Consider the following 20,700-nt stretch of genomic DNA (forward strand, 5'->3'; position numbering starts at 1 on the left):
CGATTACATCGAGATGTTCTACAACGCAAAACGCCGCCATGGTTTCAACAATCGGCTGTCACCGGTAGAGTTTGAAAAGCGTTACGCAATGAGCTTGCAAGGTGTCTAGAGAATCCGGGGCGATTCAGTCAATATCTGCACGGATACAGCACGCCATTGACACCTTACCCAGTCGACTTAAATCTTTTGGCAATTTCATGTATAGCCCGCTGGCCACCATGGACGACAAAGAGGAGGCCGAGGAAGCACTCTTCATCGCTGCATATCGCATGGGGCCTAGGATGACAGCTAAAAAGTTTGAGCGTGCTCGTTATGTGTCGATGGGAGTGATACACCGTTACCGTCAGATGCATCAGGGCGGACAAAGTGAGGGGATCGATCCGTTCCCATCCCCAGAGTCCTTCCGTGCTCACCTGTTACGAGTTTACGATCTGAAGCTCTCTTCGGAGCAATGGAGGCGAGAATGGGGCGGGTTCATCGACCTGTGCTTCGCAGCATGTAATGATTTAGACAAGGCGGCCCTGGTGCCGGTTTCGAGATGTATCATCGTGATGAAGGAAGCAGCATGAGCACTATAAGTGGACTTATGGACGCAAGTCAGACTTATCAGATTGGTAATGGTGGGGTACCGCCATCGGAAATATGGGTTCATGACCAAGATACTTGGGACAACCTAACGCAATTACCGACACCCCATGTCAAATGCGATAGCCTTAAAAAAACCTGTACTTATCGGGATATACCTCTTGAGCTAAAATTAGATTCTTCAAAAACTGATGAGTTTACCTTTTTGCCTTGAAATAGAATCATGTGGAAGTGATGCCACGACCCTTGACTAAATGTCCGGCTGACGGCATCCTTTAACTATATTGAGTATTTTGCCTGCGGCAACTTGCTCAAAGGAACCCGGCCATAGAGCCGGGTTTTTTATTGTGAGGATTTTGGTCTAGTAAATAGCTGTCGCGGTATTCTAGGCGTTATCTCGTTTCTTACCGGAAGGTTCGCCAGTCTTGCTTGGCCAGTTTCGAACGTGTTCGAAGATCAAAAAGTCTTCCCCGTCGAAAGACACCCCCCGCGACACGTCAACGATGGGGCGAAACCCGTCATGAGAGAAAACTCGTATTTCCTTGTCGCCATATTCCTTCTTTTTGGCTTCCAGCAGGCCTATCAGTTCGCTGATTTTCATGGGGTCTCCTTGGGGGGCAGTTTGATACTCAACCTTAGCAGGCAATTTGAATTGCACTAATCAGCATGGCTCCGGATGCCCCGGATAGTTACATCCCCCCAACGCTTCGGTAGTGATCCGCGTCTACTCAAAGCCTTGCATTGTGCGAGGGTTTTTCGTTTTCGGCCCCACCACACCCATCGCCTCAAGCTGGGAGTGCTGCAGGGGCTGATTCAATCCGCAGGTCATGGCCTGTCGTATCCCTAACTCCCTGACGGGGAGGAACCGAGATGAACAACATGCCCGAGAAACCGGACACCTGGCTGCTCGTGCTTGCTTGGTTCAGTCAGCACACGCCCGCGCTTTACGCGGCAGGGTTGGCAGTATCGATATCCGCCCTGCGCATCATCTATGGCGGCGGCACCCGCAAGGCGGCGATCCTTGAAAGTCTGTTGTGCGGCTTCATTACCCTCGCAATTCTCTCTGGGCTGGAGTTGCTGGGTATCCCACAGTCGGCGGCTGGAATCATTGGTGGGATGGTGGGCTTGCTTGGGGTCGACAAGATCCGGGCTTATGCCGATCGCTTTACGGGTTTCAAGTTGCCAGGTCGCGGGCCTGAGTAAGTAGCTCCAAGTTTTCGAATGCGCCAAATTGTGGCGCACATAAATCAAGAATCACCATGGGCAACCAGAACAAGAAAAAGACTGGCTACCGCGACCTGAGTTCGATCAATGCTCTTGAGGCTGATGTCAGTGAACCGATCAAGCAGATCGGCCAGATTTAAGGTGTAGGTCTGCTCTTGTTGGCATTGTCCAAGGCAAACCTGCTGCTGGGCTTCATGTGTTTCGCTTGCTCGCTTGCCAAGTCAGCCGGCACTTTTAGCCGACCGCAATCTCAGCGCGCTGTTACCTGAATGTGTCTGGATAAACTGATCCGAAAATATCCTGACATTTATTCATGTCGACCTTGAGCATAGACCCATTTTTGTGTGGGATGAGCACAATCTGTCCCTGGTCTTTGATGTGCGTGGGTGTTTCAGGCGGGTGAGAATGAACCTGAACATCTCTTATAAGGTAGCCAGCATCTTCAAGGCTTTTCTCGCATAAACTGAGGTACGTTTGGGCGCGCTGTATTGCCTCTGGAGTGCCCTGAAGGGCGCCGCTCAAGATATAGCTCGCCGCAACAAAGTGCGCTGCATGATCGGCTATTACATACGTATCGATTGAAGTTGACATGGAGTTTTCCATTTCGTAGTCGGACAATTACCAAGCGCAACATCTGCACTGGCGGCACAATACGTACACTTGTCATTGAGCCGAGGTGAGTTTTGTAGGTGTGCCGCAGGTGAATGCGGCACGGGTTATGGAGTTAGTCCTCCTCAACCGGATCCTCAGCTTCCGCAAGAGCCTCCTCTTCCAGCGATTCGAAGTCCAATTCAGAACCGTCAACTAGCCGCTTCAACATATCCCCCATCAGGCGTTTTGCCGTGACCGCTTTAGCGCCTTCCAGGCTTTTTGCCGATACAAGGGCGTAACCGCCAGTGTCCAACTCGATCAGATACAAGCCAAAGTCGGCAAGGGCGTCAGAAACGGAAACGACAAAAGCAGATTTCAAGCGGAACCGGTACGACAGAAGCTTCAAGGTTTTTTGGCTAATCCGAACGCGGCTGAGCTCTGACCGCTTGAAAAGTACTGACAAAAGTATTGCGGTTTGAATTGGTGTGCGCATGAGGCTCTCCATAGGCTTTCCAGATTCGCCTTTCGAATCCTATTTCAGGATCTTGATCCTTAAATAGGATCTTGTAAAGTTTTATTTCATTTGTAGATATCTGACGGAGGAATGACCCATGGACAGGCCATACGTTCAGAACCGGTCTGGCAGGGCGTATTCCATTGCCAGGGTATGTGATCCCCATTGCTGACGAGTTGATCGCAGGGCGGCCGGTTGGTGGCCTGGTGTCGGCGGTGGGTGGCAAGGTCATTACCCTGGATCGCGAGACCTCGGCCAAGCCGGGCGATCGCCTGATTCTCAATCTGCCCGACGGCAAGTGTGAGGGCCGAACGATTCAGTTGGTCAGTGGGCGCAAGGTAACGGTGACCACGGCGTACTCCGTCGCACCTGAACCGGAACTTGTCTGGTGCCTGGACGCTGACGATCTGGCGGTACCGCTTTACCGGGTCACCTGCGTGTCGCGACCAGAGCCCGGCGTATTTGAAATCTCGGCCGTGCAGTATGACCCGAGCAAGTTCGCGCATATCGACACCGGCGCCCGGCTGGAAGAGCGGCCCATCAGCGTGATTCCGATCACCGTGGTACCGGCGCCGGCCAGCGTGACACTGGCGTCAAATTCGTCGGTTGCTCAAGGTTTGGCCGTGACCACAATGACCATCGCCTGGGAGTCGGTGCCCGGCGCGGTTGCCTATGACGTGGAATGGCGCAAGGACAGCGGCAACTGGACCAAGATGCAGCGCACGGGCTCGTCCAACGTCGACGTCACCGGCATCTACGCGGGCGCTTATCTGGCCCGGGTGCGGGCAGTCAGTGCGTTTGATATTTCCTCGATCTGGAAGTCGTCTCAGCTGACACAACTGAACGGCAAGGAAGGGGTGCCTCCTGCGGTCAGCTACTTGAGCGCCCAAAGCAGGTTGTTTGAAATCGGCCTCAAATGGGGCTTCCCGGAAGAGGCAGAAGACACTCAGCGCACCGAAATCTGGTACAGCCCATCCAACAGCCTGGAGAACGCCACCAAACTGTCGGATCTGGCCTATCCGCAAAATGATTACCGCCTGCAAAGCTTGGCCGCGGGCGCGCAGTTCTTCTTCTGGGCACGGCTGGTCGACCGCACCGGCAATTTCGGGCTGTTTTACCCGGTCAAAAACGGGGTGATGGGGCAGGCCAGTGCTGAGGCTGGGCCGGTGCTGGAGTTGATCGCTGGGAAGATTGGCGAAACCGAGTTGGGCAAGGAGTTGCTGGATCGGATCGAGTTGATCGATGGCAGCGGGCCGGGGTCGGTCAATGACCGGCTCAACGAAGCCAAAAAGGAACTAGAAGACCTGATAGGTGAAATCACCGATGCGCTGGAGTACGACAACACCAAGGACTATGCCTCGGGCGAAGTCGTGCGCTTTGGCAATCGTCTATTTCAGGCGATCGCAGCTACCGCCGGCCATCCGCCGCCTGACGCCACGTACTGGCTCGACATGGGCACCCTGGCCGAAACCACCAACGCCTTGGTGCTGCAGGTGCAAAGGAACTCGGCCAGCATCATCGAACACGACGGCAAGATCACGGCGCAGGTCGAGCAGCTCAACGCGATCAACGCCAAGGTTACAGATCCGGTTACGGGACTCGAAGCCACGGCCAGCGGCTTGAGTTCGCTCACCAGTACCGTGAAAACCCTCGACGGCAAGGTCACTGCAACGGCTGAGAAAGTCGATGGTGTGTATGCCTATATCGACTCAGGCTCTGCCGGTGATGAAAACGGCAGTGCAGGGGATGAGCGTTATTCTGCGGGTGCCGAATCGCTGATGTCAGTGATTGCCGAGCGTGACTTTGCACAGGCAGTACGCACCGACCGGGTTCAGGCTGAGGTGGGTGAAACATCTGCCGCCGTGGAAGTCGTGAGCAAGGCCCAGGCTGAGTTCGAAGGCAAGGCCAGCGCCATGTGGTCGGTCAAAATGCAGGTTAATGCCAACGGGCAACTGGTCACAGCCGGTATCGGGCTGGGCATCGAAACCAACGCTGAAGGTGTTTTGCAGAGCCAGTTTCTGGTTAGTGCCGATCGCTTTGCGGTGGTGGGTGCGCTGGCAGGCGGGCAGGTATTTACGCCGTTTGTGGTTGAAAACGGGCAGGTGTTTATGGCATCGACGTTTATTCAGGACGGCACGATCACCAACGCGAAAATTGGCGAGTACATCGCTTCGACCAACTATGTGGCCGGTATCAGCGGCTGGCGTTTGGACAAGTCCGGTACGTTTGAAATCAACGGCAGCGTCCCGGGTGAAGGCAGGATGATCATGACGCACAGATCGTTGCGCGTATACGACGCCAATGACACCAAGCGCGTGCAGCTGGGAGATCTGACCGAATGAGCTTTGGATTAAGGACGTGGAGTGAAAAGGGGGCTATCGAGCTGGACACCGATAACTTCACCTATCAGGTAATCCATAACCAGCGCTATCAACTGAGTCGGGGGGCTGTGATCACAGTCCCCATTGCAGGGTTTGACCCCGCCAAGTGCTCGGCTTCAATCCTGCCGGTAAATCCGGCGATTTACGGATACAACACGGAAGCCATGCCCTTTATGTCGGTCGGGGCCGGGTATGTGAGTATTCGATCATTGCACCCTAACGAAGACCCCAAGTTTGGCTATGGGTCCACCATAGCCTTCAGGTTGCTGGCGATGAGGTACCGAAATTGAGCTTTGGTCTGACAGTCCGTAACGATGACTCATTTATTCAGATTGACTCGGAAACCCCCAGGCTGTGTTCGGTTTACAACGGGACATACGCCGCCACCGGGGACAGGGTTGCGCGGGTGTTATTTCCTGCGCCCATAACGACCGAAGAGCCACCGTGTATCTTCATTCGCAATTCGCCGGATAGAGCCCACGAACTCTACGACGGCATGACTATCAATGGCTCGGCGGGTAACTGGACCGGGTTCAGCGTTTCGGCCAACAACGTCAGTTGGAGACCTGCCGGCAAGTGGTTTGCGGCCGTGTTCGCTTCGCGCACGGCGGCTCAGTATGGCCTGAGGTTGTGGTCTGCCGCTGGGGCGCTGGTCTACGACTCCGGGGCCGCGCCCGTGATCATGACCAGAGCCAGCCACACCTGGGCGTATGCAGGAAGCACGCAGCACCCTCCACTAGGCAACGCTTATTACTGGGTAAATGGAGCTGTGGGGCCCTTGAAGGCAGACGAGTACTTCATGATCAACCCATTCTCCCGGGGCCAACTGAACCCCGGGCTTGCCGTCTGGAACACTGCCGGAATCAGGTTTGATTACGGGGCAAACAGACTGCAGTTGTTCATCATCACCAACAGGCCGGGTGGCGTCTGGACAAACATCGGCCAGCCTTCGGCAGTGTTCGCGAGGCTACCGGGCACGTAATCAGTACGTATTGGGACCGACTTCATCACCCACTATCAGCCCGCCCAGATGCGGGTATTTTTTCGCCTGGAGAACAGCATGGCACGGCAAGAAATCATCCTGGGGACGCCGCCAACGGGACTGGGTGGTGATCCACCGCGGGTGGCCAGTATTAAAATCAATGCGATGACAGAGGAGCTGTATAAGAAGGTCGAAAGCCTTGTTTCGACCGGAGACGTAGTGCCCATTGAGAGGGGCGGTACAGGCGGCACTACGCAGGAGCTGGCTCGATCTGGACTGGGTTTAGGATCTGCGGCTGTTGCGAATCTGGTGGGTACGATGGCTAACGGTGCCATTATAGAGAAGGGCTCCAACGCTAATGGCAACTTTATAAAGCTCGCAGATGGGACGATGTTGACGTGGGGTGCGCAACTCAGAAACGTAACAACTTTAGCCGGGCAGGCGGCATCTTGGGATGATGAAAGTCAACAGCCGGCACCCTTCTTGGAAGGGTCTGGCAATGTACAGACCACAGTTTCATTTGGGTTCTATATAGGCATTAATGGTGCGGGAGGTCTACTTTACTGTGCTATGCAGCATTACAACAATGGCGTGAACTGGTATCACGCGGGTGTGAACATGGGTGTTAGTCCATCTGCTTCACATCCGTCCTTTGCATACGGAAGTATCACGTCCCTGTCTTATGTAGTTTCCTTTCAATCAATGGGGAGGTGGAAATAATGAAATTCACATTAAGTCCTCAGCGCAGAGACGATACGGTTAGTTATAGAAAAGCAGGTGATACCCTTTCAGTTGATGGCGAGGTCTTTGACTTTTCCAAGGTGGGCGAAGGGGACATATTGCCTAGAAACGCAATCAAGTCAGAGTGGTTTTCCGGGGATGTAATCCGAGTCAATGGCGAGCTCCAGCTGGCCCTGATTTTGCCAAACCCCTGGAACTACAGCCAGGCGCAGGCGTTCCCGGTTCCCATAACTGTCACCAAGAATGGTCTGGTTGAGTTGCCAGGGCCTTTGCCTGTTGCCACTGAGGGGGCGACTTATGAACAATATTGACTGGTCAAAACTGCGTAAGGCAGCAGATATCAAAGCTGAGGCCGAGGCTGCACGCTTGGCGCCTTTAATTGCTGTCGAAGTCCAGTGGGTCGAGCAGGAGCGTAAGTTCGTGGCTGAGCAGTTGGAGGCCATCGAGGATGGCGAGCAGGTAGGGGGCACAGAGCGCCTGTGGCGTGACTACCGTACTCAGGTTCGAGCCTGGAAGCTGGATGCAGAGGGCTATCCCGATTCAAGTCAGCGGCCAGCACGGCCAAGCTGAGCCGTGCAGCAATACCGAACCCGCCAAGTGCGGGTATTTTTTTGCCTGGAGAAAGTCATGCCCATCACTGTGCAGCAGTTGCTGCAGATCCTCCCGAACGCCGGCCAAGTGGCCGACGTTTTTGTTCCTGCCTTAAATACCTCCATGAACCGGTACCAGATTATCGGCTCCAAGCGCGTTGCAGCCTTTATCGCGCAGATTGGCCATGAGTCCGGCCAGCTCAAATACGTCAAGGAAATCTGGGGCCCAACGGCCGCCCAAGCCAGATACGAAGGCCGCAAAGACCTGGGTAACACCGAGGTCGGCGACGGCTTCAAGTACCGGGGGCGTGGACTGATCCAGATCACCGGCCGGGCTAACTACATAGCGTGCGGTGAAGCGCTGGGCCTTGACCTGATCACGCAACCCGAGCTGCTGGAGAAACCACAGCACGCCTGCATGTCAGCTGCATGGTTCTGGGCGACCAAGGGCCTGAGCACCCTGGCCGACGCGGGCCAGTTCGACAAGATCACCCAGCGCATCAACGGTGGCCAGAATGGTGCAGTCGATCGGCAGGCGCTGTACGCCCGGGCGCTTAAGGTGTTGGCGTGAAGATCGACGCGGTGAAGTGGGGCGGGGTAGTGCTGATTATTCTGGCCCTGATGGCGGGCAGCGCGTGGACCGCATGTGGGTGGCAGGCCAACGCCTACGGCCAGCAACTAGCCGCCAAAGAAGCTGTCCACCAAACCGAGCGCACCAATCTGGCCAATGCCCACTCTGCGCAAATTCTGGTGGAGCAGAGCAAGCGCTTCGCCCTGGAGCAATGGCTGGCAGCCAGCGAAAAAGCCTATTATCGAGCCCTTACCGATGAAACAACCAAACAAGCACGCCTACGTGATCGTCTTGCTACTGCTGACCTGCGGTTGTCAGTCCAACTCGACGCCGCAGCAACTGGTTGTGACGGAATGCAACCCACCACCAGCACCGGCGGCGTGGTTTATGGCGCCCATAGAGCCCGACTTGACGCAGCGCATGCTCAACGAATTATCGGGATCACCGGCGACGGCGACCAGGGACTGATAGCGCTGCAGGCCTGCCAAGCATATATTGAAGCACTACATCATCAGTAAAAGGGAGTCGCGTGGCATGAATTTTGACTCTTAAGAACATCGCACAAAACTACAAATGGCATGATATGTTGATTGAAGTTTGTAAAAGAAAAAAATCAGAATGGAATACAACATAGGAGGTTGTGTTTTGCAGGCTCGCTGGGAAATTAGAGGGAATGAACTATGGTTGATTGATGGTTTCGGCGTCGGCGCCATTCCGTCTATGGAAAAAATCTATCAATCCCTTGTCGAGAGGTGCTCAACCGAGCTTCCGATAGCTCCTAACTCCGTCGAAGGGTTGCGTGTATCGCGTTATCCTTTGGTCGCGGTTGTGGTCATTCGAGAACAATGCTTGGGTATCCCGGCATACTCCGTTGTTGCGACCTGCAGAGGCATAGTCATTGATCTTCAGTTAATTGATTTAGAGCGCGGCCATATTATAAGCAATGGTGTCTGGTATCCCATTGATCCTTGTAGTAGAGGCGAAGTATTGGGGTTATTCCATAGCAATGGAATAACCATAGGTCCGGCACAATCGCTTAGGGCGTTTCTTGCAATCTGTCAAGCTTCAGCTACAGGGGGACCCGTAGAAAATAAAATGGATGAAAAGTCTATTTCGCCGATGGCTTTTGCTCCTGCAACTGATGATTTACCTATTGGTATTAAAGCAACGCTATATCCTTACCAGCATGCAGGATGGCGCTGGCTCAAATATTTGCTCGCTGAAGGGATTGGAGGCCTATTAGCCGATGAAATGGGGCTGGGTAAAACGTTACAAGTGATTAGTGTTTTGAGTGATTCGGCTGGCCTTAAGCTTCGTCCCGCTTTGATTGTGGCTCCTGGGTCTATTCTCGAAAATTGGAGTCGTGAAATCGCTAAATTTGCCCCGCATTTGAAAGTTTTAAAACATCATGGACCGTTTCGTACCGGACGACCAATAGAGCTCGAAGCATACGATGTTATAGTAACATCATATGATTGTGTGGTGATTGATAATAGCCTGCTTAATATGATTTTTTGGAAGGTGATTGTTCTTGATGAAGCGCAATTTATTAAAAATCCAGAAGCGAGGCGAACTAAGGCAATTAAGAGGCTGAGGCGCGAAGTAGGACTCGCAATGACAGGTACGCCGGTGGAAAATAGCTTGATTGATATGTGGTCAATTATGGATTTTGTTCGGCCTGGCTATCTTGGAGACATAGGTTACTTTGTAAGAAATTTCCCAGATGGTATTGAAGGTGCTGCCAAATTAGAGGTGCTTGCATCACCGCTAATTCTCCGTAGAAAAGTGGCTGAAGTTGCAAAGGATTTGCCTGCACGTATAGATATACCTCAGCTAATAGAACTTGATGATAGTGAGGTTTTGTTGTACGAGTCTGAGCGAAAGCGAATTTTTGAAGAGTATGGTGCTGCAGCTACCTTGGTGGCTCTTACTTCACTTAGGCGCTTCTGCTCACACCCAAGCTTAATGGATCGTACATCTGATGTTGCCAGCCCAATGTCATTTTCAAAATTCCGTCGTCTGGACGAAATTGTTAAAGAGATTTTTGCTTGTGGTCAGAAGGTTATTATATTCACGTCATTTACAGCAATGGCGGATATGATTTCTCGTCATATAAACCAAAGTTTTAATAAGTTTGTAGGTGTTATTGATGGGAGACTTAATATTGATGATAGACAACCTTTGATTGATGAGTTTAGCGCTATTAAGGGTGGTGCTGCATTAGTTCTCAATCCGAAGGCGGGAGGCTCTGGGCTTAATATTACAGCAGCTAATCATGTTATTCATTACAATCCAGAGTGGAATCCAGCATTGGAAGATCAGGCTTCTGCTCGCGCTTACCGGAGGGGTCAAACTTTACCTGTAACTGTTCATAGATTACTTGTTGCAGATACAGTAGAAGATGTCGTGAATGATCGGTTAGTGAGGAAAAGGGAAATTTCAAGCGCCGCAGTGATTGGCGTTGTTGGTGTTGAAGGGGATTATGGGGATATTGTTAAGGCCTTGAGTCGATCGCCATTGAAGCGGAGGGATAGCCTTGAGTAGAAAAATTGTAAAAACATTGAGTGCCAATGATACAGGAGAAACAGGAGGGCATCAGGCGGGAATACTTGTACCTAAAGATCCTGAAATTCTTTCTTTCTTTCCCGGTCTTGACGCGAAGCGATATAATCCTCGCGTACATTTGAAGTTTCTTGATGATAGTGGTGTGTGCTGGGAATTTGCTTATATTTATTATAATAATGCACTTTTTTCGGGTACGCGTAATGAATACCGGTTAACAAGAATGACGAAGTTTATCAGGCAGGCTGCTCTAGTTGCAGGGGATGAACTAATTTTATCGCTAGATGACGATCGCTATTGTATTGAGTATTTGCGCAAGCGAAAATCTAAAGGTGAAGGAAAAATTTTGCAACTCGGGACCGGGTGGCGAGTAGTAGGAATTTAATAGAGGGATAGTGTATGGATAATGTAGAAGAGTATGATCTGCCGCCGGACCCCGAGCGTGTAATAATTGGTCTTCGTGATACGGGTTATGAATTTAATACTGCTGTTGCAGATATAGTAGATAATTCAATTGCGGCTAATGCATCGCTAATTCAGCTTTCACTTGCTGCAGATTTGAAAGGTAATATCCGATTATTGATCGCAGATGATGGCGATGGTATGGATCGGCGTGGGTTGATAAATGCAATGAAGTACGGCTCTGAAGTAAGACCAAATGCTGCTAGCTTAGGAAAGTATGGTCTTGGGCTCAAAACTGCTTCGACAGCATTTTGCAAACGGCTTTCAGTAATTTCTCGTGCTGAAGGGTTTGGTCCTGTGACTATGGCTACATGGGACTTGCACCATGTAGCAAAGAGTAATAAGTGGACTTTACTGCTTACTGAAGATTGTGATGATGAGGCTCTTGAGTTGTTGAACTCAGTTGCTCCTGAACGGGCGGGGACCGTAGTCCTTTGGGAAGATGTTGATCGTCTACTTAAAGATTACTCCGATCCAGGTGGGAAACATGCTAGGAAGGCTTTGTCAGTAAAAGAGGAGGCTCTTAGATTTCACCTAGCTATGGTTTATCAACGGTTTCTTGATGCCAATGATATAAGGGGTGCAAATGTAAGAATAGAGCTCAATGGTAAACCAGTAGTTGGGTGGGATCCATTTCAGCGATGTTATTCAGAGCTTGTGGCAGAAGATACAATCACTACTCAGCAACAGAGTGGAAGCAAAGCTGACTTTGAAGTTAAGGCTTGGATCTTACCCCGCAAGGAGGAGTTCCCCTCTGAGGACGCGGCTTCGAACGCATACCTTTCTAATGAACGACAAGGTATATATATTTATCGTGAAAATCGTTTAATTCATGCTGCCGATTGGTTGGGTTTATATCAGAAAGAAACTCACTTGGCTTTGTTGAGAGTTGAGTTCTCGTTTGGTCATGATCTAGATGACGCATTTCATTTGGATATTAAGAAATCTCAAATCATTCTTAATGAAGATATTGCAGAATGGCTAAAGACTGAATTTTTGCCAGCGCCTCGACGGGAGGCTAATCGACGTTCTCGTATAGGGCAGCAGAAAATATTTTCGAAGCAAGGTGAAGGAGCACATGATAACTCCAATTCAAATATCCGGAACCGGGAAGCCGCTGCTGGTGGTCCAATTGTAAAAGCTTCGGATGCTGACGCAGGTGAGGCAATCGTAGAAAACAAACACGGTAAGATGCGTTTAAAACTTGCTATTACATCAGCTAAGCGTCCAGGTGAGGTTTTTGTGCAACCTGTTGACGGAATTAATAATGGTCTTCTTTTTCAGCCGGCTCTAATAGAACAACATAAAGCTGTTCAGATTAATACAAGTCATCCATATTATCATAAGGTTTATGTTCCAAATCTTGGGCGCAGCGTTACAATGCAAGGTTTGGATTCCTTGATGTGGGCATTATCTGTAGCTGAGTTGTCCACTGTTCAAGATAACACGGCCTCTCTGTTTCAAGATATGAGATACGAGATCTCTCGGATTCTCGAAAAACTAGTGGAATCTCTGCCAGAACCGGATATTGAGCAGAATAATGTCGATTGATGCTGAAAGTCTGGCTGGATATATCAGTGCTGAAATTGGGCTTGAGTTCACAGGCATAGGCGGGCGAAATGGCGAAGGAAATCGTTATTTTGAACTATTGCCTGCTGGGCACCCGGCTGGACAAACCTTTGCCCTCAGGTTAATTGTTGGATGGCGAAGTGTTGAAATTCAATTTCGTCTTGGTACTTTTGCTGGTGAGCTATTAAACGCAATGGGGGCTGCGGACTTCGTCCGTCGAGAGGCGTTTTGCGCAGTACTTAGAGTTTGCCATGAGGCTGGTGCTGAAGTGATATTTACTCTAAATAATGTAACTAGCGATCCAAGAGACGACTCTACATGGTGCGTCCCGTGGAGGAGTTTAAGCCTGATAATTAAAAAAGGCATGCTTAATATAAACGAAGGTGATTCAGAGTCAGATATGGTTCATTTTCGACTCTGGACAGCTCGTTCGCTGGCAGCAATATTTGCTCTTCTCCCTCTGGAGGTAGAGGAAGACGAAGGAGAGGTCTCTGATTTTGATGGGTTTCCTGAAGGAGGGAAAACTCGAATTGAAGTTAACGCTTATGAGCGAGATCGGCGGAATCGTGCGGTAGCGCTTGCGATCCATGGTTTTTCTTGTAAAGCATGCAATCTGGACTTGGGCGAAATTTACGGTCCGGCTGCGGCGGGTTTAATTGAAGTACATCATGTTGTTCCAGTGTCCATGATTGGCACTGGATACATTATTAATCCCCAAAAGGATTTATTGCCACTATGCCCGAATTGTCATGCTGTTACTCATCGCCGCACACCGCCTTATTCACTAGATGAGGTGAAAGAAATGCTTCGGTAAAATTATTGTTTCATTGATCGGTCAAGGTTGTAAATAATAACTTTGGTCGATCATAATATTTTGGATTTCTTTGTTTTTAGGTTATGGCGGCTGTAAGGGTTTATGGTTTTTTCTAGGGTGAGTGAGCAGTTTAATTGGTTGTATTTAAATTGTTGTGTTTGACATGGTTTATGAAACTTTCTAGTGAAAGCAGCCACGTTGCTTGCGAGGTAGTGTATGTTGAGTGGATTGCAGATGGGATAATTAGTTGTAGGTTGTTTGATTGCATTTCACTTGTCTGTCTCTCGCTTATGGCTGCCTCAAGAGTGATTAGATTCTTTAATGGCACTCTATTCGCTTCACTAAGAACTTGTCTCCAACGATCTTTACAAGTTGTCTTGGCACCCAGCATATGCAGATTTTTTATAGAGAATTTTGGATCGCGATACGATTCAAAGTCCGGAAAAATAAAGTCAGGTTTGGAGTTGTTTTCAGTGGTGAACCCTTTTCCGCCGCCTTGTTGAAAGTGCAAACTGTGTGCTGTGAATATCTCTTTGAGATAGTGCTCAAATGCATGCCCTACACGAGACTTTCTGCGATTTTGCACGCTCAGCGAAAAGCTTATAAAGCCGTCAACATCAGCACCGTCGTGTCCAAAGCCTTGGCGGAGCCTGCCCTGAACCAGGTGGCGTTCGTAAATTCTGAACAGTTTTTCCTCGTGATCCATCCAGTCAAGGATGGCTTTATCCGGATCAGCACGCGGTTCTACTGTTTGCTCAATGGATTCACGGGCAAATTTAGAAAATATAGACGTCGGCGGGAATTTTTCGCCGCCAAACAGTTCTATGAGGCGCTCAAGCCAAGCACCGTCACCTGTCTCAGAGTTACCTGTCTCGATGCCGAGGTCTTCAAGCATCAGCCTCAGCGGGAGAAACAAGCGTAGAGTCTCAACGCTGCCGGCTTTAAATCGCTCGTCCACATTGTCCAGTGCAAAGAGAACGCGGAGCTGTCGTTCTATGGTACTTCCGGCTGGTGTGAAAACCATTAGCAGCGAGTCGTCACGCAATTTGGCGACCAGAAGAAAGTCACCTTCCGCAAGCAATTCAGTGACGGCATTTGTAGGGTAGTAGAGCCTGTATTCAGGACTGCGATGAGGCTGCTTTCGACGACAGTCATACCACGTAACCTCAGCCTCTACGGTCTCTGGCGCAACTGATTCGTCAGTGATGTAAATTTGCTTTGTTTTGAATCGGTACTCTTGGTCTTTAGACGGAGTGCCCAAGTACTGTTTAAATCCGGCTGCTGGGAGGCCACCAATCTCATGCTGATTGGAGCGTTCAGAATCAGCGTCGACGGCGCTCAAATATTTTGCCGCTACACCTTCGAAATAGTCACTGATACGGTCTGAGAACATGCTGATTCCAAATGGGTTTCGTCTATCTGGGCTAACTCTGAACCTTGTAGCAGCCAGTAAACAATTTGGTCAATCAACAATGGCGTTCTTTGTTTTTTCATGGACCGTACAGCGCATTCCCATATGGTCAGTACCCGCCAGTTGAGAGTCCTTAAGGCAGCAATCTGCTGTTCATCTCGAGCCTGGTTCTTACCGATCTTCTTCAACCAGAAATCCTGGCGCGTTTTGGGTACTTTGAAATAGCGGCAACGGTGGCCGTGCCAAAAGCAGCCGTGAATGAAGACTGCAGCTTTATACTTTGGCAGTACCAGATCTGGCGTTCCCGGGAGGTTTTTAGCGTGTACACGAAAACGAAAGCCTCTTGCATGCAGGGCTTTGCGGATCAAGAGTTCGGGTGAGGTGTTTTTGCTCCGGATGTTAGACATCATCCGGGAGCGGGTTTCTACATCGACAACATCAGTCACGGTGTCCTCCGCATCGGGGCTCTGATGGCCCCGACACTGGCGTGGAGAACGTCGGAGCGCTTACTGCTGCTTAGGGGCTGCGGTTATGGCTTTCGCCGCCAAAATCCGTTCCTTCATCAGTCGCGCTACTGCTTCGAATACAGGAACTGCAACTGAGTTACCGAACTGACGATACGCTTGCGTGTCCGAAACCGGAATCACGAACTTGCTTTCGCCCGGCTTATCGAAGCCCATCAAGCGGGAGCATTCGTGAGGCGTAAGTCTGCGAGGGCGATTCAGCTGATTGAGCTCGCTATTAAAATCGAGCATCTCTGAGAAGCCGCGGTCAACCAGTATCTCTGAGCCGTCTTTGTGGTACCTCGCCGAAAGAGTGCGTGCTACATCATTCGGCCCTGTCAAACCAAACCCGAAGCCGTTACCTTTCTGGCGGTGTTTCTCGGCATACCTGTAAAGGTAATCCCAAAGTTTCGGCGTGAGGATGTACTTGCTGTTTACTTCCTCCTTCGGCTCCAGAATGTCACCAAAGGTTGGTCGCTGTTTGGGTATCAGCTTGTCGATATCACGCAATGTGAAGCCGTCATGGATCCCTAGGTCGCGGCGGAAGCCGACAAGTACGATGCGTTCGCGGTGTTGCGGAACAAAGTTCCTTGCGTCGATGACCTTGGGATCAGCACCCTTGGGTGCATTGACGTCCGCGACTTCATACCCGAGTTCATCTAGGGCTTCGCAGATGATGCGGAATGTATTGCCCTTGTCGTGGCTTTTCAGGTTCTTGACGTTCTCCAGCAGGAAGGCAGCCGGGCGTTTGGCTTTGATGATCCTGGCGACGTCAAAAAACAGGGTGCCCTGAGTTTCACACTCGAATCCATGCTTGCGGCCCAAAGAGTTTTTCTTGGAAACACCTGCCAGGGAGAACGGTTGGCACGGGAAGCCGGCCAACAGGACATCATGATCAGGAATTTCACGATCGATATTCTGGTAGGCCTCTTCTTCGCTAACGTCGAGCTTGTCGGACAAGGTAACTGTGCGGATGTCCTGATTGAAGCGGTGACGCTCCGGGTCGCAGTAGTGGTTTGCCTTGTAGGTGCGGACGGCGAAGGGGTTCCACTCGGACGTGAATACGCATTCACCGCCGATGGCTTCAAACCCTTTACGGATGCCGCCTATGCCTGCAAACAGGTCGATAAAGGTGAACGTGGTCTTTTTTGTCGGCTTTGAAGGAAGAAGTGACTTCAAATGCATGTGTTCTGCATAGGTAAGGCGCGGTGTTAGCTTCCCTTTTACCCAGCGGTTTACCGTTTCCCGGCAATGCTGGGAACCTACCTCGTTAAGCTTTGCGGCAAGCTGCCCTTGGTCGTAAATCTCAAGGATCTTGTTAATCAGTTCGAGATCTTCAGCAAGGTGCGGTTGAGAGATCGGGAGTCCCAGTTGAGCAGATTCAGGAGCTGCGCTTTCAAAAAGGTTCATGAGTCCTGCTTTCCTCTGGGTAAAATCTGTGACGTAATATCACCATTCTATCCCTGTATCTTGTGATGTAAATTAATATCTTCCCGCTATGACCAAATTAGCCGTTTCTTGGGTCGGGCGTGCCAAGGATATGCTGCTGACAGGTTGCTGTATATCTAACCAGTATGCAAGGGTGGCAATTCACAATTTGTGTGTAATTGCGGACTGGTGCTAGCAGCTGTTTCGTGTCGGAGGGGATACTTATCGTTGAGCTGGATTGAAGCAGGCCTGTGCAGCCAGGAAGAGAAGGAGGAGTGACCGGCACTCTTTATTCGGCTAATCGGAGTCTTAGCTCATAAAGAGGCAAAGGCTAGGGCCTAATCACACCAAAACCTTGCGCCCCCCCACAGACCCCGGTTTACCGTTTGCCTACGCACGAATCGCAGTACATTTTGCCATCATCCATAATTGTATTTTTATCTTAATTACAATGGCTTACGATATTTTTACGAGGGGACATGGGGTGCTAGTGTCAGAACCCGCGGTTCCTAGGGCCCAATATCCGCATTCGCCCCATAACAGACCTTCGTGAAAGGCTGCTTTCGGCCAGAAGCAGTCACTCGCTGCCATCAGAGTCATCCGAGGATTCCCCCGCACGATCAATATCGTGATCTTTCACCGGTATTTTTACCGCTGAATTCGGTTATCAATCAAAAGCTGATCAGTGACAGGCCGGTTGAGGGCGCCTGTGGCTGCAAGGGCGATGTTTCTTGCCACAGTGTCAACTGGATCATCAAGCGTTCCAAGGAGTTGAAATTCAGACGCGCCAACGTAGCGGGCCTTCTGTTCATCCTTGCCGGTGAAGGACTGCTCTAATCCCGTTCGCCATGAGTCCCTAGATCGAATCTCGTGCAACGTACCTGCATCCAATAGCTTTGCCAGCAGCAACACGTTCTTCCGGTCGCCAATTCTATTTAAGAGATAGCCTGTCCCAAGATTTTTGTCCCAGATTGGCTTCACCATGATCATATGCAGTGTCTTTATTCCTCGACGTGCTAAATCCTGCATTACTCTCAATTGACCATTGTTAATGCCAAAAGAGAGTTTCCTGGAGTTTTTCTCCATATGCGGGTACTTGTGCTTCACCTCTAACTGCATGAGAGAGTTGTCTGGTAATCGCGCCAAGCTGTCAATGTCCCAGACACCATCGAAAAAAGGTTGTATCGCACAGTTCTTAAACAGCCGATGAAGCACGACATTCTTAAACAGATCATCGCTATAGTGGCTGGAAATACCTGCCCAGAAGGCTTGCTGAGATCGATTATCGTCAATCACCGACTCCGATGGAATCCTGAACTGGGGAGCCGAATGCCCTCGCTTTTCCAGCATGAAAGACTGAATAGGGATGTTGGTTTGCTCTCCCCATTTTTTAATGAAGAAATCACGGCTCATCTCGTGGTAGTAGCAATCAAACAGGAACTCACCCTGACCGGACGAAGGGGCCATAAGATGGCACAGGTCAGCTGCTGCTTGACCGGTCTCGGAGTGGTCCCACACCCACCAAGAGGTTACGAATTTCTTTTGTGGCTTTTTCTTTACCGTCAGAGTCCTTACGAGAGAAACCGGTAAAACATCGATTCCTTGAGCAACCAGCTTGCCGAGGTACTCATTGAACACAGCCTCAATGACCAGTCCTTCAAGCATTCTGCTCTTGTCAGAACGGACAAGTATTTCCTTTAGCTGCTCGATGTTGTCTAGGGGAATATCTCGGAGAGGCCCAAAAGGGGTCAGCAAGCTCATTTAGTGTCGCCCTTGTACTACACATCAAAGCCGATTCTGGCCAGACCCTAGAAAATTAGCAACCTCCAGAAAAAATAAACGATTCTAAATCAAAGACTTGAATAATCGGGGACAGACCACGGTGTTGATCACTGACAAGGGGTGTCTGGGACTGACTATGTTGGCAGTAGGCGACTGCTTTTGGCCGTTCTCTGCCAGTCAGCGACAGGCAGAAAACGACCCGGTCACTCACGTCTCACTAGCGTTGGTTGCCAGCCCGTCGAGGTTAATCGATAGGTTTATCCACTAGAAAAAGGTGGCGTCAATCATGCCTAGGTACCAGCTCATGACGCTGTGCAACTCATTTATAATCCACTGCAGCACATAGCTGCCGGGAAGAAGGACGACTGCTATCAGGCAGGGTTGTCGACTCGGGCAGTATCAACAAGATCTCTTCACCAAACTCGAAACAGTCCGGGCTTAGCGAGACGCTATCTACCTTGATATCGAATGGCAGCTTTTCCAGTATCTGGATGGTCTGCACGGCGAGCTCGCGAACGTTCGCGCAAATGCGCAATTTTGCCTGCAGCTTCTGAATACCGTATATGCGATACAGGTGATAAGGGTGATCACGCATATGCAGTAGTTCATTAAGCGAAATATGCAGCTTCTGCTGGAAGCTGTACGTAGTTGATTTCACGTCAATCAAAACTGAATCGTTGACTTTGAAATCGAACGCTTCTATAGCATTAGCAAGCGATGCCCACTGATAGGTCTGAATTCGGCCGTCTGCTTGCTCTTGACTAAGGAAGTAGTCAACAAACTCCTCACCTTTTTGGCCGGTCGCGTTCGCACGCTCTCTGGCTCTTTCAAGCTCGGCCTTGTCGATCTTACGACTTGAGGTCCAACCGGCAAGTTGTCGCTGGCCATCAATACCGCATAGTGCTGCATCTTCCAGGGCTGCTTCGATACCAAGGCCAGCAAGCTCTTCAGACGAAAGAGCGGCCATGGAGCGGCCGGCCATCAGCTTATGAAGCTCAGCATGCAACGTCTCATCCTTCTCAAGGCTGGCGCTTACCAACGTCATCGTAAGTTCTGTGGGTTCGGTTTCGCCGTCGAACCTCATGATCGCGTAGTCGCCTGAAGCAAGGTAGTTATAGCGCTTCGGCTCATCGGACGGGTTAGCGATTGCGGGGCCGCACAAACGCCAATTTTTACTGGGTTTTGAAATTATTTGCTTTTTAAGGGAGTGAACATCCGCTTGGCCAGGGCCATAAATGCTAAGGTCCAAGTGAAAAGGAGACCTACCCTCTTTGGCCAAAACAGGCAATTCCGGATACAGCTTTTTGATAAAAACATCAGCGTTGAGATTGATAGCGATCTGACGACTTCCAACGGTGTGATCGAAATGCCATGTAAACAGAGTCAGATCTGAACTTGTCAGGCACTTAACTGCGATCTTGCTCATGCTCATCCTTTAATATTGCCATCTTTACCTCCGCGATAGCGACCAACTGGTCTCCCGCCATCTCCAAATTGACTGACTAAAGAGGCATGGAGTTTTCTTTGCGACTGAGTCACTTGTGGCTACCATTCCAGCCATTAGAACAGCTTGCTCGAAAAAATTGCCAAGAATCTTTGCCCCTCTCCATGTTGATCGGTGTGTAACGCATATGTGGGGGTAAGAATGATCTTGCCTCTATAGTGGCTGCTTTTGACCGATTGTTGCGCGGGACACCGCGTCGTCGTTGGCGGCTGCCCCGCTGGGGAGAGCGCAGAGCCAGCTTTGCTATCGATGCGATCCTGTTAATTTCCGTAGGGGATTCTAGTGAATCGCTCGCGCGTATTGGGTGAAATCGCGTTTGGTTATTCTTTGTGGAAGGTGCTGAATGTGGCGGGCGGTGCGGGATGAAGAGTCAAAGCAATAGGGCCAGGGTTCATCAGTTGTAGATGAAGGGCTGCTGATGCCGGAGGTGTCTGTTTCTGCTCGTTGTAAGTTGCGTAAATACAGTAACAGACACCTTGGAGTAGC

The 20,700-nt window shown here is 50.4% G+C and carries 22 protein-coding genes and 1 pseudogene; 15 read left to right on the forward strand and 8 right to left on the reverse strand.

The features are described from left to right. The 3 genes from AACY07_RS08475 to AACY07_RS08485 all read left to right on the forward strand — a co-directional run. Positions 1-109, forward strand: a 109-nt coding sequence (locus AACY07_RS08475; protein WP_339474677.1) for an IS3 family transposase, incomplete at its 5' end; no start/stop codon positions are given. A 109-nt stretch (positions 110-218) separates the two neighbouring features. Further along, the gene (locus AACY07_RS08480; protein WP_339474372.1) at positions 219-569 is read left to right on the forward strand and encodes a hypothetical protein; all 351 of its coding nucleotides are present in this window, start codon (positions 219-221) and stop codon (positions 567-569) included. Continuing rightward, positions 566-799, forward strand: a complete 234-nt coding sequence (locus tag AACY07_RS08485; protein ID WP_339474374.1) for a hypothetical protein — start codon at positions 566-568, stop codon at positions 797-799. Before AACY07_RS08480 ends, AACY07_RS08485 begins: the two co-directional genes overlap by 4 nt. 171 nt (positions 800-970) lie before the next feature. Here AACY07_RS08485 and AACY07_RS08490 read toward each other — a convergent pair whose 3' ends face one another. Next, the gene (locus AACY07_RS08490) at positions 971-1,186 is read right to left on the reverse strand and encodes a hypothetical protein (protein ID WP_339474375.1); all 216 of its coding nucleotides are present in this window, start codon (positions 1,184-1,186) and stop codon (positions 971-973) included. 269 nt (positions 1,187-1,455) lie between these two features. On the opposite strand from AACY07_RS08490, the gene AACY07_RS08495 reads away from it, so the two are divergent. Further along, entirely contained in the window at positions 1,456-1,788 is a 333-nt protein-coding gene (locus AACY07_RS08495; RefSeq protein ID WP_169885330.1) for a phage holin, lambda family, read from the forward strand. 282 nt (positions 1,789-2,070) lie between these two features. Here the strand turns inward: AACY07_RS08495 and AACY07_RS08500 are convergent, their stop codons facing one another. Continuing rightward, entirely contained in the window at positions 2,071-2,400 is a 330-nt protein-coding gene (locus AACY07_RS08500; RefSeq protein ID WP_339474380.1) for a hypothetical protein, read from the reverse strand. 133 nt (positions 2,401-2,533) lie between these two features. Then, a complete protein-coding gene (locus tag AACY07_RS08505) occupies positions 2,534-2,893 on the reverse strand; it encodes a hypothetical protein (RefSeq protein ID WP_339474381.1) in 360 nt (119 codons plus the stop codon). Between the two features lie 131 nt (positions 2,894-3,024). On the opposite strand from AACY07_RS08505, the pseudogene AACY07_RS08510 reads away from it, so the two are divergent. The 11 genes and pseudogenes from AACY07_RS08510 to AACY07_RS08560 form a co-directional block, all read left to right on the forward strand. Next, positions 3,025-5,256 (forward strand): annotated as a pseudogene (locus AACY07_RS08510) (phage tail protein); the annotation flags it as partial. A gap of 325 nt (positions 5,257-5,581) precedes the next feature. Further along, positions 5,582-6,277 (forward strand): hypothetical protein, encoded by a 696-nt coding sequence (locus tag AACY07_RS08515; protein WP_339474385.1) that lies wholly within the window; start codon positions 5,582-5,584, stop codon positions 6,275-6,277. Positions 6,278-6,355: 78 nt separating this feature from the next. Further along, positions 6,356-6,997 carry a hypothetical protein gene (locus AACY07_RS08520; RefSeq protein WP_339474386.1) on the forward strand — a complete coding sequence of 214 codons (642 nt, stop codon included), beginning with the start codon at positions 6,356-6,358 and terminating at the stop codon, positions 6,995-6,997. Further along, positions 6,997-7,329, forward strand: a complete 333-nt coding sequence (locus AACY07_RS08525; protein ID WP_339474387.1) for a hypothetical protein — start codon at positions 6,997-6,999, stop codon at positions 7,327-7,329. Before AACY07_RS08520 ends, AACY07_RS08525 begins: the two co-directional genes overlap by 1 nt. Then, the gene (locus AACY07_RS08530; protein WP_339474389.1) at positions 7,316-7,588 is read left to right on the forward strand and encodes a hypothetical protein; all 273 of its coding nucleotides are present in this window, start codon (positions 7,316-7,318) and stop codon (positions 7,586-7,588) included. The genes AACY07_RS08525 and AACY07_RS08530 overlap by 14 nt, the downstream gene beginning before the upstream one ends. Before the next feature lie 57 nt (positions 7,589-7,645). Next, positions 7,646-8,179 (forward strand): glycoside hydrolase family 19 protein, encoded by a 534-nt coding sequence (locus tag AACY07_RS08535; protein ID WP_339474390.1) that lies wholly within the window; start codon positions 7,646-7,648, stop codon positions 8,177-8,179. Then, on the forward strand, positions 8,176-8,697 hold the full coding sequence (locus AACY07_RS08540; RefSeq protein WP_339474391.1) for a lysis system i-spanin subunit Rz: 522 nt from the start codon (positions 8,176-8,178) through the stop codon (positions 8,695-8,697). The genes AACY07_RS08535 and AACY07_RS08540 overlap by 4 nt, the downstream gene beginning before the upstream one ends. 100 nt (positions 8,698-8,797) lie before the next feature. Next, complete coding sequence (locus AACY07_RS08545; protein ID WP_339474393.1) at positions 8,798-10,723, forward strand: DEAD/DEAH box helicase; 1,926 nt, start codon at positions 8,798-8,800, stop codon at positions 10,721-10,723. Continuing rightward, a complete protein-coding gene (locus AACY07_RS08550) occupies positions 10,716-11,126 on the forward strand; it encodes an EcoRII N-terminal effector-binding domain-containing protein (RefSeq protein WP_339474395.1) in 411 nt (136 codons plus the stop codon). Before AACY07_RS08545 ends, AACY07_RS08550 begins: the two co-directional genes overlap by 8 nt. Positions 11,127-11,140: 14 nt before the next feature. Further along, positions 11,141-12,754, forward strand: a complete 1,614-nt coding sequence (locus tag AACY07_RS08555; RefSeq protein WP_339474396.1) for an ATP-binding protein — start codon at positions 11,141-11,143, stop codon at positions 12,752-12,754. Continuing rightward, complete coding sequence (locus tag AACY07_RS08560) at positions 12,744-13,586, forward strand: HNH endonuclease (protein ID WP_339474397.1); 843 nt, start codon at positions 12,744-12,746, stop codon at positions 13,584-13,586. Before AACY07_RS08555 ends, AACY07_RS08560 begins: the two co-directional genes overlap by 11 nt. 130 nt (positions 13,587-13,716) lie before the next feature. Here AACY07_RS08560 and AACY07_RS08565 read toward each other — a convergent pair whose 3' ends face one another. From AACY07_RS08565 to AACY07_RS08585, 5 genes are all read right to left on the reverse strand, one after another. Beyond that, on the reverse strand, positions 13,717-14,979 hold the full coding sequence (locus AACY07_RS08565; protein ID WP_339474398.1) for a type II restriction endonuclease: 1,263 nt from the start codon (positions 14,977-14,979) through the stop codon (positions 13,717-13,719). Continuing rightward, positions 14,940-15,443, reverse strand: coding sequence for a very short patch repair endonuclease (locus AACY07_RS08570; protein ID WP_339474400.1), 504 nt, complete (start codon positions 15,441-15,443; stop codon positions 14,940-14,942). Before AACY07_RS08570 ends, AACY07_RS08565 begins: the two co-directional genes overlap by 40 nt. Positions 15,444-15,503: 60 nt before the next feature. Beyond that, entirely contained in the window at positions 15,504-16,910 is a 1,407-nt protein-coding gene (gene dcm, locus AACY07_RS08575) for a DNA (cytosine-5-)-methyltransferase (RefSeq protein ID WP_339474402.1), read from the reverse strand. 666 nt (positions 16,911-17,576) lie between these two features. Then, on the reverse strand, positions 17,577-18,689 hold the full coding sequence (locus tag AACY07_RS08580) for a hypothetical protein (protein ID WP_339474403.1): 1,113 nt from the start codon (positions 18,687-18,689) through the stop codon (positions 17,577-17,579). A 340-nt stretch (positions 18,690-19,029) separates the two neighbouring features. Continuing rightward, positions 19,030-20,136, reverse strand: coding sequence for a hypothetical protein (locus tag AACY07_RS08585; RefSeq protein ID WP_339474404.1), 1,107 nt, complete (start codon positions 20,134-20,136; stop codon positions 19,030-19,032). Positions 20,137-20,700 lie beyond the last annotated feature (564 nt).

The sequence above is a fragment of the Pseudomonas sp. RL_5y_Pfl2_69 genome (assembly GCF_963970465.1).
Lineage (GTDB): Bacteria > Pseudomonadota > Gammaproteobacteria > Pseudomonadales > Pseudomonadaceae > Aquipseudomonas.